Raw genomic sequence first — 16,902 nt, forward strand, 5'->3', positions numbered from 1 at the left:
GGGCGGCGGGGGCGGTGCGCCGTCCCGCAGTTCCTGCGCCTCGACCATGGTCGGCCGCGTCGCGTCGCCATAGCTCGGCCAGCCGGCGAGCACGTCGGTGCGGCAGACGCGCGCGGTCGGATCGATGATCTTCACCTGACCCAGTCGCGTGCCGCTGGCCTCGGCCGCCGTGCGGGCGCGGCGGGTGGCATCGCGGATCGCTTCGTTCGCCAGCGCCGAGCGGGTCTTGTTGTCCGGCTCCAGCGTGAAGAACACCGTGCCGACCGAGGTCGGCTGCGCCGCCAGCACGTTGTTATAGGTGGATTCGAGCGCGGCGATATCGCGCACCTCGATCTCGATCGCGGCCGTCACCTCGTAACGGTCGATCCGGTCGGCGCGTTCGTTGTCGACCATATTGCCCGCCTTGTCGCGATACTGGTCGTAGAGCGGCCGGGTGTCGACCGTGGTGGTCAGCCGCACCCGGTCCGCGCCGGTGGCCCGCAGCGCCGCATCGAGGCTGGCGACCTTGCGCATCGCGGCGGCGGCGGCGCTGGCCGAATCGCGATCGACCGCGCTGAACCGGGCGGTGAAGCGCGCACGGTTGGCGGGCAGGTCGACCCGCACCGCCCCCAGCGAGGCGATCACCGGCTCGCGCATCCACCAGGGCGCGGGGATGTAGCGCGATCCGATCTCGGCGGGGGGCGGCTGGACCTGCGCCAGGGCCGGGGCCCCGAGGCCGGACAGCGAGCCGATCCCCATCATCGCCGCCGCTTCGATTCGCCGCATCGCCATGTCCCTCCTGATGATCCGGCGAGACTAGGCAAGCGCCTAGCCGCCGCCTAGCGATTTCATGGCTGCCGCGCGGCAACCCCTGGCCTATGATCGCGTTGACCTATGATAACAGGAGGACCCGATGACCCGTTTGCTCGTGCCCGCCGCCGCCCTGCTGATGCTGAGCGCCTGCGGATCACCGCAGCAGAATACCGCCGTGGCGACGAACACCATCGCCGCACCCGAGGACGACTATGTCGCCAAGGTCCGCGCCTTGCCAAAACGCCAGCAGCAGGGCGTCTTCCTGCGCGCGATCCGCGACGACGGCCGCGACTGCCAGGACGTAACCGCGGCGCAGGAAGTCGGCACCATCGACAGTGCCCCGACCTGGGCGGTGACCTGCGACAAGCAAACGCGCTGGCTGGTCGCGATCAAGGCCGACGGCATCGCCACCGTCATCGCCCCTTCCGAATTGCCGCCCACCCAGCCCAAGGACTGAGCCGGGGTCAGTCGAGGCGTTCCAGGGCGTTGATCCCGCGATGGATCAGCGCCTCCGCCTCGCGCCGTGGCAGACCGGCGGGCACCGCCTCGCCATAGCGGAGCGTGATGACGCCCGGCCGCTTCAGCCCCTTGCGCGGCCAGCATAGCCCGCTGTCGGTGGCGATGGGCACGCAGGGCAGGTCAAGCGCGCCGTAGAGGCCGGCGAAACCGGGTTTCAGCGGCGGCGTCTCGCCCGGTGCGACGCGGGTGCCCTCCGGGAAGATCAGCACCGAGCGCCCGTCCGCCTTGGCGTGGCGCGCAGCCTTGATCATCTGGCGCAGCGCCCCGGCCGAGGCCTCGCGGTCCACGGGGATCGCGCCATAGCGCAGCGCGGCCCAGCCCCAGACCGGGATGTTCGCCAACTCGCGTTTCAGCACCATCGCCGCACCGTCCAGCCGCATCTGCAACTCCAGCGTCTCCCACATCGCCTGGTGCTTGGCGGCGTAGAGCACGGGGCTGGCCGGCCGCACGCCCTCCACGGCCACGCGGATGCCCAATATCCAGCGGACCATATGATGGTGGAACCGCGTCCAGGCGGTGGCGTGGCGGATCATCGCGCGCTGCCCGAACAGCGCCGACACCGGCGCCAGCCCGACGATCACGAACGAGCCGATGCCGAAGAACAGGGTGAAGAGGAGATTGCGCAACAGGATCACAGGCCGATCCATAAGGCGATGCGGCGCAGGAGCAATTTGTTATATTCGTTGACCAGCGTGGCGAGGCGCGGCGTCCCCGGCACCCCGTCGCCCAGCACCACGACATTGCGGCCGAGCGCCGCGGCCAGCTCCATCCTGGCGCGCGGCAGATGCCAGTCGGAGGTGACCAGCCGGATGCTGCGATAGCCGTGCCGCCGCACCCAGCCGGACGTTTCCTCGGCATTGGAGCGGGTGTCGACCGCCTCCGCGCCCAGATCGACGCAACAGGCGAACAGCGCCGTCGATCCGGGATAGGTGCGCGCCAGGTCGACGGCGCGGACGCCGGGGGCGACGCCGGTGATCAGCATCCGCCGCGCTTCGTGCCGGCGCATCAGCGCGAGTCCGCGATCGATCCGCCCCGCGCCGCCCGTCGGCACGACGATGGCGTCGGTGGTGTTGCCCTCCAGCGGCTTGGGGAGGAGCAGCATGAACGCCGCGAAGCCCAGGCACCAGCCGATCGTGGCGAAGGCGAACAGCCGCGCGATCACAGCGTCCGCCGCAACGCCCGGGTGACGGTCCAGCGCGCCGCCAGCGTCGCCACCCCCATGAACAGGAAGGGTAAAGTGGCGAGCAGCGCCCAGTCGAGTGGCGCCAGCAGGATGCCGCCGAGCAGTTCGGAGCCGAGCCGCGACAATTGCCCACCGACCAGCGCGGCCATCCCCATGGCGGCGGCGGTGCCGACCAGTCCGCCCAGCGCCGCGTCGCGCACGATCCGCCGCTGGAACAGCCGGGCGACCTGGATATCGGTGGAGCCGAGCATATGCATCACCTCGATCGTCGCGCGATGCGCCTCCAGCCCGGCGCGCGCGGTCAGCACCACGACGATCGCGGTGGCCAGCGCGAGCAGCGCGACCAGCGCCGCCGCCAGCCAGGTCAGCGTCCGCATCAGCCCGCTGACCGGCGACATCCAGCTCTGGTGCCGGTCGACGCGCGCCAGCGGGCTCGCGGCGCGAACCCGATCGGCGACTCGCGCCACGCTGGCGTCGGTCGAATCGCGCAGATCGACATCGATCATCGCCGGCACCGGCAATTCCCCATCGTCCGCCGCCTCGCCCAGCCAGGGGCGGAGCAGCTGGACCAGATCGGCGCGGGGCACCGGCACGGCGCGCGTCACCTCCGGCATCCGCCGCAGTCGCGCCAGCACCATGGTCGCGGCGGCATCGCTGGCGCGCGCATCGCCGCCGACCAGCTGCACGGTCAGCCGCCCGGCCAATTGCCGGTCGAGCAGCCGCCCGGCGCTGGCGGTGCCAAGACCCAGGGCCGCGGCCAGCACGGTCAGGAACAGCATGATCGCCATCACCCAGACCATGGCGCGCAGGCCGCGCGCCTCGTCCAGCACCCGCGCGGTGCGATTTTCGCTCATGCCGCCGCCGTCGGGAAGCGCAGTACCCCGGTCGGGTCGTGCAGCCGGCCGCGATCCAGCCGCATCATCTGCGCCTGGGGCAGGCGGGTGAGCAGGTGCAGGTCGTGGGTGGCGACGACGACCGTGGTGCCCAGCTTGCCGAGCGAGCCGAACAGATGGATCAGCCGGTCGGCCATTTCGGGGTCGACATTGCCGGTCGGCTCGTCGGCGACGAGCAGTTCGGGCCGGGCGATCACCGCGCGCGCGATGGCGACGCGCTGCTGCTCGCCGCCCGACAGCGTCGCCGGCCGCGCCTCCGCCCGGTCGGCGAGACCGACCCAGGCCAGCATCTCGCGCACCGCCTCGTTGATCTCGGGCACGGGCATCCCGGCGACGTGCAGCGGCAGCGCGATATTGTCCCAGGCGGACAGATGCGGGACCAGCCGGAAATCCTGGAACACCACGCCGATGCGGCGGCGAAAGCCGGGCAGCCGGTCGCGCGGCAGCACCACCGCATCCTCGCCGAACAGGCGGATGATCCCCCGGCTGGGCCGCTGCGCCAGATATATGAGTCGCAGCAGCGAGGTCTTGCCCGCGCCGCTGGCCCCGGTCAGGAAATAGAATGCGCCGGACTGCAGCGAGAAGCTGACGTCGCTCAGCGTTTCCGCGCCCGAGCCGTAGCGCAAGCCGACATTTTCGAACTGCACGATCGTCGCCATGGGTGGAAAGGGCCATTACATGCCCGTGGCGAGGCTTCAAGCCGGTGGCTGCGCTGCTTGAACGCTTGCCACGCGCGGCACGGGCATGGCACATCGGCCGGATCGTGCCACGGGGGGTGGCCCATCGGCGAAGCGTGCATCCATAATGATCCTCGAATGTCCCGAATGCCGCACCCGTTACCTGGTGCCCGACAGTGCGATCGGGGCGGAGGGGCGGACCGTCCGCTGCGCCAATTGCCGGCACAGCTGGTTTCAGGAATTGCCGCCGCCCGATGCGCCGCCATCGCCACTGGTGCCCGACCTGATCGCGGCCACGGCTCCGGGGGCGGGCGATTCGGAGCCGCAGGGCTATGCGCCCGCGCCAGCGATCGCACCGGGCAGCGAGACCTGGACCGCGCCGGCCCCGACGCGTCCCTTCTCGCCGCCGCCGCCGATCGTGCCGCCGCCCGGCGGCTATGACGCGCATGTCCAGCGGCCGCAGCCCCGCCGCCCGCGCCGCAACCCGGCGCGGCGCTGGACGATCCTGGCGGTGCTGGCCGGCCTGTTGATGCTCATCGGCGCGGGGGCGATCCTGTGGTCGGGCGCACCGGGCCTCGCCAGCCGCATCGGTCTCGCCTTCGGGACGGATCAGACGCCGCTGCGCTTCGTGCGCGGGCCGGTCGAGCGGCGCGAGCTGGAGAACGGCTCCGAATTGTTCGCGGTCAGCGGGCAGGTCATCAACCCGACCGGCAGCGAACAGCGCGTCCCCGACATCCTGGTCGAACTGAAGGACGCGCCCGGCACCAAGGGGCGCACCGTCTATAGCTGGACGATCACGCCGCAGCGGCGGATGCTCGCCCCTGGCGCCAGCCTGGATTTCAACTCCGCCAAGCTCGACGTGCCGGCCAATTCGCGCCAGCTCGACCTCAGCTTCGTCGGCGACGGCAGCTGAGGCCCCAAGAAAAACGCATTGGGGGGAGTTGCGGGGGTGCGGATGCCTTGCTAAAGGCACCCGCCTACCGAATGCCGGGTTGCCCGGTGTTCTGACATGTGCGGTCATGGCGGAATTGGTAGACGCGCAACGTTGAGGTCGTTGTGGCCGAAAGGCCGTGGAAGTTCGAGTCTTCTTGACCGCACCATCGCCCCGCATGACGGGGACGCCGGCCGGGCCGGATCGTCACAGTGATACACGCAGTTCGACAGCGCGCCGGATGGGGCGTGGCGAGTTCCGGCAGGTCGTCATGCTATGAAGCGGCTGGTCCCGTTGCGGCGGATGCGACGCCCCGGATCGCTCCGCCATGCGCGCGGAGGCGATCCGCGCTGAGGGGGGCAGACGCTATCGCATCAGCCCCGCCGCCCGCAGCGCCTGTTCGATCGTCGCTTGGACGCCGCTCGCGACCGGCGCCGGATCGACTTTCCGTGCACCGGGCCGGGGTGCGGCCCGCTCCATTTGCGCGCTGGCGGCGGGGATCAATCCCCAGTCCCGCGCCAGCCGCGCGGTGCTTGCGACACCGACATCGATCATGTGCGGTCCGGCCGCGCCCAGTTCGTCCGGTCCATGCGGGTCGATCGGCACGCCATGGCCCAGGCCGGTGATCGTCCACTCCTCGACCAGCGGTTTGCCATCCGGCCCGGTCCAGGTCCGGTGCGACCAGTTGCGATCGGCCTCCACCGTGGCCGGGGCGGGCGGCAGCTCATAGGCGGCCAGCCATTGCCGGGTCAGCGCGTCGCGATTGGCGAGCACCACGGTCGAATCGCTGGTGCCATGCCAGATCGCCACGCGGGGCCGCCGCACGGGGCGGGGGGCGGCCCCGCGCACCGCGGCCCCGGCCGCCGCGTCGCCGGGCAGGCCGTGGCCGCGCATCCGGTCCAGCGCCTGCGGCACGGTGGCGGCGGTGGCATGGGGCAGGCCGGCGAAGATCGCGCCGGCCACGAACAGTTCCGGCCAGGCGGCGAGCATGGTGGCGGTCATCGCCCCGCCAGCGGACAGGCCGGTGACATGGACGCGGGCCGGGTCCAGTCCGTGCCGCAGGATCATCGCCTGGATCATCTGCGCGATCGATTCGGCCTCGCCGCCATGCCGGGCGATGTCGGACGGCACGAACCAGTTGAAGCAGAGATTGGCATTGTTCTCGCGTCGCTGCTCGGGGAACAGCAGGGCGAACCCGGCCGCGTCCGCCAGCGTCGACCAGCCCGTGCCCCGGTCATAGACGCTGGCGGACTGGGTGCAGCCATGCAGGCACACGACCAGGGGAGCACCCGGCGGCAAATCGGCCGGCACATGGCAGCGCGCCCGTAACGCGCCAGGATTGCTGCCGAAATCCGTCATATCGGTCAGGTGGTCGCCGCCGGTGTCCCCGGGCATGGTCATGCCGGATTGTCGCGCCAAGCGCGAAAGCGTATCGGATAGGTTGCGCATGACAGTCTCCTCGACCGGCCAGCCAGGGTGCATCGCATCGGCCCGCCCAATCAAAGGATATGGGGCTTATGCTGCGCTGCACAATAGCCGCAGCACGATGTCATGATGGTGCTCATGGACTCGGGGCCATCCGACGGGGTGTGTCGGACCTCCATATCCTGTCGTGATGATCCGATTCGAGGGCAACAGATCGCAGGACGTCGGCGACGGGCGGACGCACCGCTCTTCCAAGCGTCACCCAAGCTGGTAAGGATCGTGATCGATCGCCCGCCCCCGTTTCCGGAGTATCCCTTGGCCCAGAGCCCGATTGCCGACCCTGCCGCCGAGGATGCGGTGCGGGCGCGGTTCCTGCAGCAGATGCGGTTGGTGCCGGGGGCCGTGGCGATCGTCGCGACCGCTTTGGGCACGCGGCGGACCGGGCTGGTCGCGACCGCCTGGAACTCGCTCTGCGCCGATCCGCCGATGCTGCTCGCCTGCATCAACCGCCGCTCCAGCGCGCATCCGATCGTCGCCGATGCGCGGGCGTTCAGCATCAACCTGCTCGCCGCCGATCATGCCGAGACCGTCGCGATCTTCTCGGCCCGGCGGGGGCTGGACGGCGCGGACCGCTTCGTGCCCGGCGCGTGGACGGACGGGCCGGGCGGGCAGCCGCTGCTCAACGATGCGGTCGCCGCGTTCGAATGCGAACTCGACGACCTGCATGATTATGGCACGCACAGCATCCTGATCGGCCGAGTCGGGGCGATGCGATCGCGCGCCGATGCCCCGGCCATGCTCTATCTGGACGGCGGCTTCGCCTCCGCCGTGCTGGCCCCGCGCGATTGACCATTCCACGTTGAAATCTTCGCAACTGCGGCAAGAATTGGATCGGAAGGCGGATTGCCCCTGATCGGCACTCTATTGCGCCAGCGAAGATGAGGAGCCGTTATCCGTCTCGGCCAAGATTTCGTCAGACTCCGCTTGCCAGTCGGACAATTTACGCGCAGCATCCCCATTCCAACAGAACCAATGGTTCGGGGGAGAGGATTGCCCATGATCTATGTCGAGATCCTGATCGGATGTCTGGCCGCCGCGACGGTGCTGACCCCGGTGGTGATGGCCGTGACGATGAAGAAGGCGGACAAGGCGGGAACCCGCCCGATCCCCTGATCCCCGGTCAGCGTTGCGCCAGGGTGCGCGCGAACAGGGCGAACATCCAGCCGGTGGCCTGCGCGAACAGCGCCGGGTCGTAGCGCGGCCCTTCGTCGCGCAGAAAGGCGTGGGCGGCGTTCACCTCATGCCATTCATAGCGGGCCTCGACCGCCTCCAGCCGTGCGCGAATCGCCTCTCGGCCGGGGAAGGGCACATGCGGGTCCTGTCGCCCCCAGACGAACAGCGTCTCGCCGCTCAGCTCGCCTAGCCGGGCCAGGCTGTCGTCCTGCTTGCCCGCGCCGAGCGTGCCGGAATGCACGTCGGTGGGATAGAAGAGCGCCGCCGCCCCAACGCGGGGGTCGAACGCGGCCCGCAGCGCCAGATGTCCGCCCAAGCAGACGCCGACGCTGCCCAGCCGCCCGGTGCAGGCGGGATGCCGGGCCAGCAGGTCGAGCACCAGCGCCGCGTCCGCGTCGAACCCGGCGACGGGCTTCGTGATCTTCAGCGCATTGCCGCGATCCGTACCCGGCTGGTCATAGGCGAGCACGGTGCCCGGCGCTTCATATTCATGATAGACTTCGGGCACCGCGACGACGAAGCCATGGCCGGCGATATAGGCGGCCAGCCGCCGGATCGGCGCGGTCACCTGATAGATTTCGGAGAACAGGACCAGCCCCGGAAACCGGCCGGGCAAAGCGGGGCGGAATAGATGCGTCCGCATCACCCCGCCATCGCCGGTGGGGACATCCTCATGTTCGTCGCTGCGCAGGATCATGGCCGTACTCCTTGTGGTGGGGAAGCGGGGCCGGCCCCTACAGCACGCCCGGATAGGCGCCGCCATCGATCAGGATCGACTGTCCGGTGATATAGCCGGCCTGGTCCGAGCAGAGGAACGCGCAGGTCGCGCCGAACTCGTCCGGCTCCCCCAGCCGCCCGGCCGGAATGGCGCGGCGGCGGCGCTCCAGCGCTTCCTCGGGCGAGATGCCGGCGGCGTCGGCGGCGGCGCGATTGAGCGTGTCGATCCGTCGCGTCGCGAAGGCGCCGGGCAGCAGGAAGTTGATCGTCACGCCCGATCCCACCACCTGCCGCGCCACGCCCGCCAGGAATCCGGTCAGCCCGATTCGCGCGCCGCTTGACAGGTCGAGCCCGGCGAGCGGCTGCTTCACCGAGGCGGAGGTGATGCACAGGATGCGCCCCCAGCCGCGTGCCGCCATGCCGTCGACGGTGCGGCGGACCATGTCGATCGGCACGACCATATTGGCCTCCACCCCGGCATGGATCGCCGCGCCGTCGAGCTGGCGGAAGTCGCGCGCGGGCGGCCCGCCATTGTTGTTGACCAGGATGTCGACCGCCCCGCCCGCCGCCTCGACCAGCGCGGCGCGGACATCGGCATCGCCCAGGTCGCCGGGCACGAAGGTGACGGTCGCGCCGGTGTCGGCGCGGATCGCGGCGGCGCTGGCCGCGCCGTCATCGGCATCGCGGCCATTCACCACCAGCGTGCAGCCCGCCCGGGCGAGCGCCGTCGCGCAGGCACGGCCCAGGCCGTGGCTGGAGGCGCAGACGATGGCGGTGCGGCCGGCAATTCCCAGATCCATGATCGCTCCTTGGTCAAGCTCAACCTGCCTTGGCGCAATCCCGCAGCCGCGACCAGCCATGGCGCGAAATCGCGATGCCGGAGCCTGCTCGGCGCCGCAGCCCGACCAAAGACCTTGTCCCAATTTGAAGCAGAATCGGGAAGGGGTTCGGTTAAAAATTTCCGGCATGTTGATGACGGGCGGCGCGTTTTCAGCGTGGCAGAAATACGTGTCCATTTTCAGTGACATGGAATAGTTGTCTACCAAGATGGATCTTGGCATTCAAAGGTGCCGAGCGCTAAGGAATTGATAATACGCCGTTTCGGAAATGCGGCTGATCCGGGTTCGACTTGAACCGCATGACAATAGTATGACGTTGTTTTCGCGACATTTCCTAAAAACAACAGCACCATTGAGCGGTCAATGTGAGGAGTCCAATCGGGACGCCAGGGATGCTTGACATGCGTTAGGTAAGATGACTTATTTCGATCGCAGAGCAGAATTGGAAGTTCGGGGGCATTCTTCAGGTCGAGGGGGGTGAGGACAAGACGAGACTCGGACATTGCCGCTTGGATACAGGTGATGATCAATGTTGACGTCCGTATTGTCATAGGGCCGTGAAGAGAAATACTGGATAGATCGGAAATCGATCCATCATATGCGAGGTCAAATTGGTTCTTCGGAGCGATGCTGTCGCTCCGATCGGATCGGTGCGCGCCAACGTCGCGCGTCGCACCGGTCTAGCATCAGGTCCACGAGGATTCAGCGCAAGGAAGTGTATTGATGACGACGCACACGACATCCGCCGTAAACATCGGCGACATCGATCCGCCAGCCGGCATCAGCTATGACGCCAACACGGGCAAGGCCATCGCGTTGGACATGAATCTTTATTCGCCGGGTTTCTATAGCAGAGAGGCCGGCTCGATGTGGCACCTTCGCTATCTGGGCGACCTGACCAAGATCTGGGCGGACTATACCGGCCGCGGCGTCAGCGTCGCCGTCTATGACACCGGCATCCAGGGCGAGCATTGGGATGTCGCCGCCAACATGGACACGTCCAAGGAGATCGTCGACAAGAGGGGCAATCGCCTCAGCGGCGAGCCGGTCTTCACCTCGGGAGATCCCGATGATCAAGCGCACGGCATATCCTGCGCCGGTCTGATCGGTGCCGCGCGCAATGGCCGTGGCGGCGTCGGCGTAGCCTATGATGTCAAGCTGACCGGCGTGAACATCTTCGACAGGACCTCCGACGCCTCTGATCTGCCCTTCTCGATCGGGCAAGGCGGCAAGTTCGACATCCTCAGCAACAGCTGGGGCTTTGGCATGGTGACCGCCGGCCTGGGCAACTCGCGCGACACGGAGGGCGGCGAGTTCGCGGCCATGGCCAAATCGGTCGAGCACATCGCCGATACCGGGCGGGATGGGCTCGGCTCGATCTTCGTCAAGGCGGCGGGCAACGACAGCCGCGACGGTACAGCCGACGCGATCAACGGCGCCCGGCACGTCGTGACCGTCGGCGCCTACCGGCAGGTCGATGGCATCGCATCCTCGTATAGCAACAACGGGTCCTATCTGCTCGTATCCGCCCCGTCGAACGACTCGGCCTATCTCGGCGGAACCGGGCTGTTCGCGGCCGATCTGCTCGGCTGGCGGGGTTATAATTTCAGCGGGGATCCCGGTGCGCCCGCCGACTATACCGACAGTTTCGGCGGCACGTCGGGCGCGACGCCGATCGTGGCCGGCGTCACCGCGCTGATGCTCGACGCCAATGAAGGGCTGGGCTGGCGCGACGTGCGCAACATCCTGGCCGCCTCCGCCAAGATGCCGATCTCGTTCGACACCGGTCCGGTCTTCATCAACACGGTCCTTAACAGCGGCGTCTACTACACGTCGATGAACGAGCAGTCGTTCAAACTGGCCGGTCATGCGGCCAATTGGAATGGCGGCGCGATGCACTATAGCAATGATTATGGCTATGGCGCTGTCGATGCCTATAGCGCCGTGCGGCTGGCCGAGGTGTGGTCGCTGTTCGGCCCGGCCAAAGTGTCAAGCAACGAAGCCCATGCGGCGGTCTCCGCCAATGTCGGCCTGACGGCGACAGGCACCAACGCACCGGTCGATATCGACTGGTATTACCGGCAGCACGACTTCATCAACAAGCCGGTCCGCTTCCAATTCGAGGTCAAGGACGCCATCGATCTCGAACATGTCGATTTGGCGATCGATTTCACCCAGCTGACCAACTGGTCCGGGAGAGAGTCTTTTACCGACTTGTTCAACGTACAGTTGAAGTTGATCGCTCCCGACGGCACCGAGTCGTTCACGTCTCTCGGTGAGATTGGGACTTTGGAGAGCTACAAGGATAATCATTTCCAGTTCGGATTTTCGAATTTCCATGGTGTCGATAGCAAGGGCGTGTGGACGCTCGAATTCTCAGCCTTCAATGTCGAAATGTATGGGGAGGCATATAATTCTCTCACCATTCACAGCCTGAAGATGGATATGTACGGGTCGACGCCATCGAACGATGATGTCTACACCTACACCAACGAGTTCTTCAAAATGGCTGCGATCGACGGTGAGGGTGCGCGCCGCACGTTGGTCGACACCAATGGCGGCGCCGACTGGATCAACGCGGCAGCGGTGTCGAAGGACGTGGTGATCTCGCTGGTGGGCGGCCAGACCGCGACCTTCGGCGGCAAGGCGGCCTTCACCATCGATCGCACCAGCGTGTTCGAGAATGTCGTGACCGGCGACGGCAACGACACATTGGTCGGCAATCGCGGCAATAATACCCTGGTCGGGATGCGCGGCAACGACGTGCTGAACGGCGGCATGGGCGACGATATCCTGTTCGGTGGCGCCGGCGGCGATCGCTTCGTGTTCGATGCGCGCAGCGGCCATGACACGATCGTCGACTGGACCAGGAGCGACATCATCCAGACGGTCAAGGCGCTGAAGGGCGTCGGGTCGGACGGCACGCTGATCGTGGGGGCGAACGCCACCCTGCTGCTGGACGGCACCGCCAACGGCAACACCGTGCTGCTGAGCGCCGAGTCGGGCGCGAAGCTTCAGTCGATGGGCCAGAAGGACGGTTATTACTGGTACGCCTATGTCGCCGATGCGGCAGCGAATGCGGGCAAGGTGGTGCAGGAGTTCGCCAGCAGCCCTGCCGCCGCCGCCGCCAGCATGGTCGACCACATGGTCGCCTCCGCCAGCGGCGCGGTGGAGGACGGTGCCGCGGCCTTCGGCGCATATGACGCGGCGTCGACGGCGCATCCGACCGACACCGGCTTCTTCCTCTACGACGCGATGGCCGGGTCGATGAACGGCGGCGTCCAGCTCTTCGCCTGAACCTGCGGAGCGGCCCGTGCTGGGGGGCGCGGGCCGCTCCCTCCTCCATGATTGCTAATCGAAAGACCGTGACATGACCGTCCAAACGTCTCCTCTGCCCGGTTTCCAATTACCCAGGAACGTCTCCTTCGACATGCGGACTGGGCAGGCGGTGACGCTGGCGATGCCCATCCATGATCCCGGCGCGGTCGACGCCGAATATGGGGCGCAATGGCATCTGAGCTACCTGGGCGACATCGCCAAGGTCTGGCAGGACCATACCGGTAAGAGCGTGAAGGTTGGCCTGTTCGACGACGGCGCGCAGGGCCGGCACTGGGATTTGGCGGCCAATTACGATTATTCCAACAATCTCAACGTCAACGGCTGGGTTCTCGGGGGCAGTTGGGACGGTCCGTATCACGGCACCGCGTGCGCGGGAATCATCGCCGCGGCGAAAAACGGCCGGGGCGGAATGGGTGTCGCGTATGACGCCAAGCTGACGGCGGTAGCGATCTATGCGAACTGGTCGCCCGCCTATGTCGATGGTCCCGACTTCTGGTTGGCGCTGAAGGCGGCAGCCTATCAATATGATGTCGTCAACCACAGCTGGGGCGGCGGCGACGTCCCCATCACCACCGTCTACTCGCGATCCGTGGACAGCTATGCTGCTCGCTATGCGAAGGGCTTCGCCGCGCTTGCCGAACTGGGGCGTGGCGGGCTCGGTACGATCACCGTGAAGTCGGCGGGCAATAGCGCGGTCGACAACCAGGGCAGCGGCGAGGACATCACCCGGCACACGATCGTGGTCGGTGCCTATCGCCAGGTCGATGGCGTTGCATCCAGCTATAGCAATTGCGGCCCCAACCTGCTGGTCACCGCGCCGTCGTCCGATCGCGCCTCGATGGGGGGCACCGGGGTCGTGACGACGGACATACTGGGGGCCGGCGATGACGGGATCAACTGGTGGGACGATCTGAACGACGCCAGTCCCAATGCCGAAAAGTCGGATTACACCAACTGGTTCAGCGGCACCTCCGCCTCCGCGCCGATGGTGTCGGGCGTCGCCACGCTGATGCTCGACGCCAACGAGGGGCTGGGCTGGCGCGACGTGCGTACGATCCTGGCCCAGTCCGCCATGATGCCGATCGCGTTCGAGACAGGGCCGGTGGCCTATAAGGGCTTTATCGCGGGTGCCGAGCGCACGGTGCTGATGAACGAGCGCCAGTTCGCAATCGGCGGCGTCGCCGGTCATGTGAACGGTGGCGGGCTGCATTACAGCAATGATTACGGATACGGCGCGGTCGACGCCTATAGCGCGGTGCGGATGGCCGAGGTGTGGTCGCTGTTCGGCCCGGCCAAGACCTCCGCCAACGAAGCCCATGCCGCCGTGCAGACCGATATCGGCCTGACCGCCCATGCCGACACCAGCATCCTGTCGGCGGGACGCGACGCGCAGATGGGCTTTGTCGGCACGCCGGTGCGCGTCACCTTCCAGGTGGGCGATGCGGTGGACCTGGAGCATGTCGACCTGACGCTGCGCTTCTCCAGCATGGCGATGCTCGACACAGGCGACCATTCCACCACCCGCTACGCGTCCGACATGAGCAACGCGCAATTGCGGCTGATCGCGCCCGACGGGACGGAGGCGTTCACCACCCAGCCCGGCCAGCGTCAGGGGGCCGATGGCGTGCAGGAATTCACCTTTGGCTTTGCTGGGTTCCAGGGGGTGGAGAGCAAGGGAACGTGGACGCTGGAGTTCGCCACCTATGCCCGGTCGGTCACCGTCGATGGCAAGCCCGCGATCCTCAGCACCGAGCTGACGGTGCACAGCCTGACGATGGACCTGTACGGCTCGGCCCCGACGAACGACGATGTGTACAGCTACACGAACGAGTTCTTCACCATGGCGGCGATCGACGGCGAGCAGGGCCGGCGGGTGCTGAGCGACACCAATGGCGGCACCGACTGGATCAACGCGGCGGCGGTGTCGAAGGACGTGGTGGTGTCGCTGGTCGGCGGCCAGGCGACCAGCTTCGGCGGGAACAAGGCCTTCACCATCGATCGCGCCGCGCTGATCGAGAATGTCGTGACCGGCGACGGCGACGACGTGCTGATCGGCAACCGCGCCGGCAACAGGCTCTACGGGATGCGCGGCGACGACGTGCTGAACGGCGGCATGGGGGACGACATGCTGTTCGGCGGCACCGGCCGCGACCGGTTCGTGTTCGATGCGCGCAGCGGCCATGACACGATCCTCGACTGGAGCCGGGGCGACATCATCGCGACCGTCCGGGCACTGAAGGGCGAGGGGGCGGACGGCACGCTGACGGTGGGCGCGAATGCCACCTTGCTGCTCGACGGCGCCGCCAACGGCAATACCGTGCTGCTGGAGGGGGCCTCGGGCGCGACGCTCCAGGCGCTGGGGCGGCAGGACGGCTATTTCTATTACGCCTATGTCGCCGACGCCGCCGCCGATGCCGGGCGGGTGGTGCAGGAGGCGGCCGGTCAGCCGGGCGTGGTGGCTGCCGGCCTGGTCGACCAGCTCGTTGCCGCGTCCGGCGGGGCCGCCAGCTTCGATGCGCAGGGGACGCATACACCGGCGAACGACGTGGAGGCGGGCTTCTACCTCTACGATGCCATGGCCGGATCGATGAGCGGGGGCGTGCAGCTGTTCGCGTGATCCCGAGCCTGCAATCCTGGATCATGACAACTGTGCCATTTTGGTAATGTAAAATCCATGATCCAGGATAATTTTCGTTGATCGTTGCGATGCAGCGCCATAACCTTGCTCCAGATCAATGAGGTTGACGACGAGCTTCTGCTTAGATCGTCTTGCTTATCCGCTTTCGTGGAGGTGTATCCTTGCTCCGAGTCCTTGGCGTTGCTTCGATCCTGCTCTGCGCGACCACCCCGGTCCGCGCCGAGACATTGGTCGATGCGATTGTCGATGCCTATCGGAACAGCCCGCAGCTCCAGGCGCAGCGCGCCCAGTTGCGGGCCCTGGACGAAAGCGTGATCCAGGCCGGGGCGCCCTATCGGCTGAGTGTCGGCATCACTGCGACGATCGGCTATAATGACCGGCTGCAGCGCAGCGCGATCGATCCCGGTTTCGCGCAGTTCCAGCAGCGTTCGATGGGCACGTCGCTGTCGGTGGGCCAGTTGCTGAGCAGCGGCGGCCGCACCGCCGCGCAACTCTCCGCCGCCGAGGCCGATGTGCTCGCCGGCCGCGAACGGCTGCGCCAGGCCGAGAACGAGATCCTCTACCAGGTGGTCGACGCCTATATGGCGGTGCTGCGCGACGGCGATCTCGCCGACATCCAGGCGCGCTCCGTCGCATCCTATGAGCGGCAGGTCGCCCAGGCGCGGGCGCGCGAGGCGGAAGGCGACCTGACCAGGACCGACATCGCCCAGGCCGAGGCGCAGCTGCTGATCATCCGCGCCGCCCTGGCCCAGACCCAGGCCAGCCTGGAGCAGAGCCGGTCGCGCTTCGCGGCCCTGGTCGGGCGCAATCCCGGCATGCTGGTCGCGCCGCCGCCATTGCCGGGCCTGCCCGCATCGATCGACGCCGCCTATCATGCCGCGACGCAGGACAGCCCGCTGCTGTGGCAGGCGGTGCTGGCCGAGCAGGCCAGCCGCCACCGCATCGCCGCCGAACGCGCCGAGCGCAATCCGACGATCAGCGCGCAGGGCAGCTATGGCTATGTCAATCCGCTGGGTTTCCAGACCCGCGACCTGGGCCGCACCTTCTCGGGCGGGATCACGGTGACCATGCCGATCCTGGGCCAGGGCGTGATCGGATCGCGCGTCCGCGCCGCGATCGCCAACCAGCAATCCGCTGAATTCCAGGTCGAGGACACGCGCCGCTCGGTCGCCGCCGGGCTGCTCAACGCCTGGAACCAGACCGTCACCGCGCAACGCCAGATCGCCCGCGGCGAGGCGGCGGTGGCCGCCGCCCGGCTGGCGCTCGACGGCGTGCGGCGCGGCTTTGCCGAGGGATTCCGCTCCAATTTCGAGCTGATCGATAGCGAACAGCGGCTGCTCAACGCGCAGGTGCTGCTCGCCAATGCCCGGTTCGGCCTCTACACCGGCCAGGCGCTGCTGCTGGCGCAACTCGGTCGGCTCGATGCCGCGGCGCTGACCCCCGACGCCCCCCGCTACGACGCCGGGGACAATCTGCGCCGGCAAAAGGCCGCACAGGTCGGGCCGTTCGTGCCGATCGTCCGCGCCTTCGACCAGCTTCAGGTGTCGAGCGGCCATTCGCGCCCCGCACCCGTGCCCGCCATCGGGCCGGACGTCCGTTTCGCCCCCGCATCGCCCGCCGCGCCCAGCGATGGCGGCGCGCTGGCCCGGGGCCTGCCCTTTCCGGCCGATGGCCGGTCTGATCGCTGAAATTGGGTTCAAAAAAGGAGGAGAAAGC

The 16,902-nt window shown here is 67.7% G+C and carries 14 protein-coding genes and 1 tRNA gene; 7 read left to right on the plus strand and 8 right to left on the minus strand.

Annotated features, from left to right (window positions below; all coding sequences use genetic code 11):
• Positions 1–771: SIMPL domain-containing protein (locus BRX43_RS15455; protein ID WP_125995995.1), on the minus strand; the 771-nt coding region annotated here is incomplete at its 3' end.
• Positions 772–892: 121 nt separating this feature from the next.
• Between BRX43_RS15455 and BRX43_RS15460 the strand changes: the two genes are divergently transcribed.
• A complete protein-coding gene (locus BRX43_RS15460; RefSeq protein WP_125995996.1) occupies positions 893–1,249 on the plus strand; it encodes a hypothetical protein in 357 nt (118 codons plus the stop codon).
• Positions 1,250–1,256: 7 nt separating this feature from the next.
• On the opposite strand, the gene BRX43_RS15465 is transcribed toward BRX43_RS15460, so the two are convergent.
• Genes BRX43_RS15465 through ftsE form a run of 4 tightly spaced genes read right to left on the minus strand, consistent with a single transcriptional unit; the run spans position 1,257 to position 4,046 of the window.
• A complete protein-coding gene (locus BRX43_RS15465) occupies positions 1,257–1,946 on the minus strand; it encodes a lysophospholipid acyltransferase family protein (protein WP_241214991.1) in 690 nt (229 codons plus the stop codon).
• On the minus strand, positions 1,943–2,473 hold the full coding sequence (locus BRX43_RS15470) for a YdcF family protein (RefSeq protein WP_125995998.1): 531 nt from the start codon (positions 2,471–2,473) through the stop codon (positions 1,943–1,945). Before BRX43_RS15470 ends, BRX43_RS15465 begins: the two co-directional genes overlap by 4 nt.
• Positions 2,470–3,348, minus strand: a complete 879-nt coding sequence (locus BRX43_RS15475) for an FtsX-like permease family protein (RefSeq protein ID WP_125995999.1) — start codon at positions 3,346–3,348, stop codon at positions 2,470–2,472. Before BRX43_RS15475 ends, BRX43_RS15470 begins: the two co-directional genes overlap by 4 nt.
• On the minus strand, positions 3,345–4,046 hold the full coding sequence (gene ftsE / locus BRX43_RS15480) for a cell division ATP-binding protein FtsE (protein WP_125996000.1): 702 nt from the start codon (positions 4,044–4,046) through the stop codon (positions 3,345–3,347). The genes BRX43_RS15475 and ftsE overlap by 4 nt, the downstream gene beginning before the upstream one ends.
• Positions 4,047–4,191: 145 nt before the next feature.
• Here ftsE and BRX43_RS15485 point away from each other — a divergent pair, with 145 nt between their 5' ends.
• Entirely contained in the window at positions 4,192–4,977 is a 786-nt protein-coding gene (locus BRX43_RS15485) for a zinc-ribbon domain-containing protein (protein WP_125996001.1), read from the plus strand.
• A 100-nt stretch (positions 4,978–5,077) separates the two neighbouring features.
• Positions 5,078–5,164, plus strand: a tRNA-Leu gene (locus BRX43_RS15490).
• Positions 5,165–5,361: 197 nt separating this feature from the next.
• Here BRX43_RS15490 and BRX43_RS15495 read toward each other — a convergent pair.
• Positions 5,362–6,396 (minus strand): PHB depolymerase family esterase, encoded by a 1,035-nt coding sequence (locus BRX43_RS15495; RefSeq protein ID WP_241214992.1) that lies wholly within the window; start codon positions 6,394–6,396, stop codon positions 5,362–5,364.
• 339 nt (positions 6,397–6,735) lie between these two features.
• Between BRX43_RS15495 and BRX43_RS15500 the strand changes: the two genes are divergently transcribed.
• Complete coding sequence (locus BRX43_RS15500) at positions 6,736–7,269, plus strand: flavin reductase family protein (RefSeq protein WP_206433243.1); 534 nt, start codon at positions 6,736–6,738, stop codon at positions 7,267–7,269.
• Between the two features lie 331 nt (positions 7,270–7,600).
• Here BRX43_RS15500 and BRX43_RS15505 read toward each other — a convergent pair whose 3' ends face one another.
• Together BRX43_RS15505 and BRX43_RS15510 are read right to left on the minus strand one after the other, a co-directional pair.
• Positions 7,601–8,350, minus strand: coding sequence for a dienelactone hydrolase family protein (locus tag BRX43_RS15505; RefSeq protein WP_125996003.1), 750 nt, complete (start codon positions 8,348–8,350; stop codon positions 7,601–7,603).
• A 37-nt stretch (positions 8,351–8,387) separates the two neighbouring features.
• Positions 8,388–9,170: an SDR family oxidoreductase gene (locus BRX43_RS15510; RefSeq protein WP_125996004.1), complete on the minus strand. Its 783-nt coding sequence runs from the start codon at positions 9,168–9,170 to the stop codon at positions 8,388–8,390.
• A 762-nt stretch (positions 9,171–9,932) separates the two neighbouring features.
• On the opposite strand from BRX43_RS15510, the gene BRX43_RS21180 reads away from it, so the two are divergent.
• From BRX43_RS21180 to BRX43_RS15525, 3 genes are all read left to right on the plus strand, one after another.
• The gene (locus tag BRX43_RS21180; RefSeq protein ID WP_125996005.1) at positions 9,933–12,506 is read left to right on the plus strand and encodes a S8 family serine peptidase; all 2,574 of its coding nucleotides are present in this window, start codon (positions 9,933–9,935) and stop codon (positions 12,504–12,506) included.
• Between the two features lie 133 nt (positions 12,507–12,639).
• Positions 12,640–15,165: a S8 family serine peptidase gene (locus BRX43_RS15520; protein ID WP_164523631.1), complete on the plus strand. Its 2,526-nt coding sequence runs from the start codon at positions 12,640–12,642 to the stop codon at positions 15,163–15,165.
• Between the two features lie 182 nt (positions 15,166–15,347).
• Positions 15,348–16,874 (plus strand): TolC family outer membrane protein, encoded by a 1,527-nt coding sequence (locus BRX43_RS15525; RefSeq protein ID WP_164523632.1) that lies wholly within the window; start codon positions 15,348–15,350, stop codon positions 16,872–16,874.
• Positions 16,875–16,902: the final 28 nt, after the last annotated feature.

Origin of the sequence: Sphingomonas sp. S-NIH.Pt15_0812 (assembly GCF_003951315.1) — a bacterium.
Lineage (GTDB): Bacteria > Pseudomonadota > Alphaproteobacteria > Sphingomonadales > Sphingomonadaceae > Sphingomonas.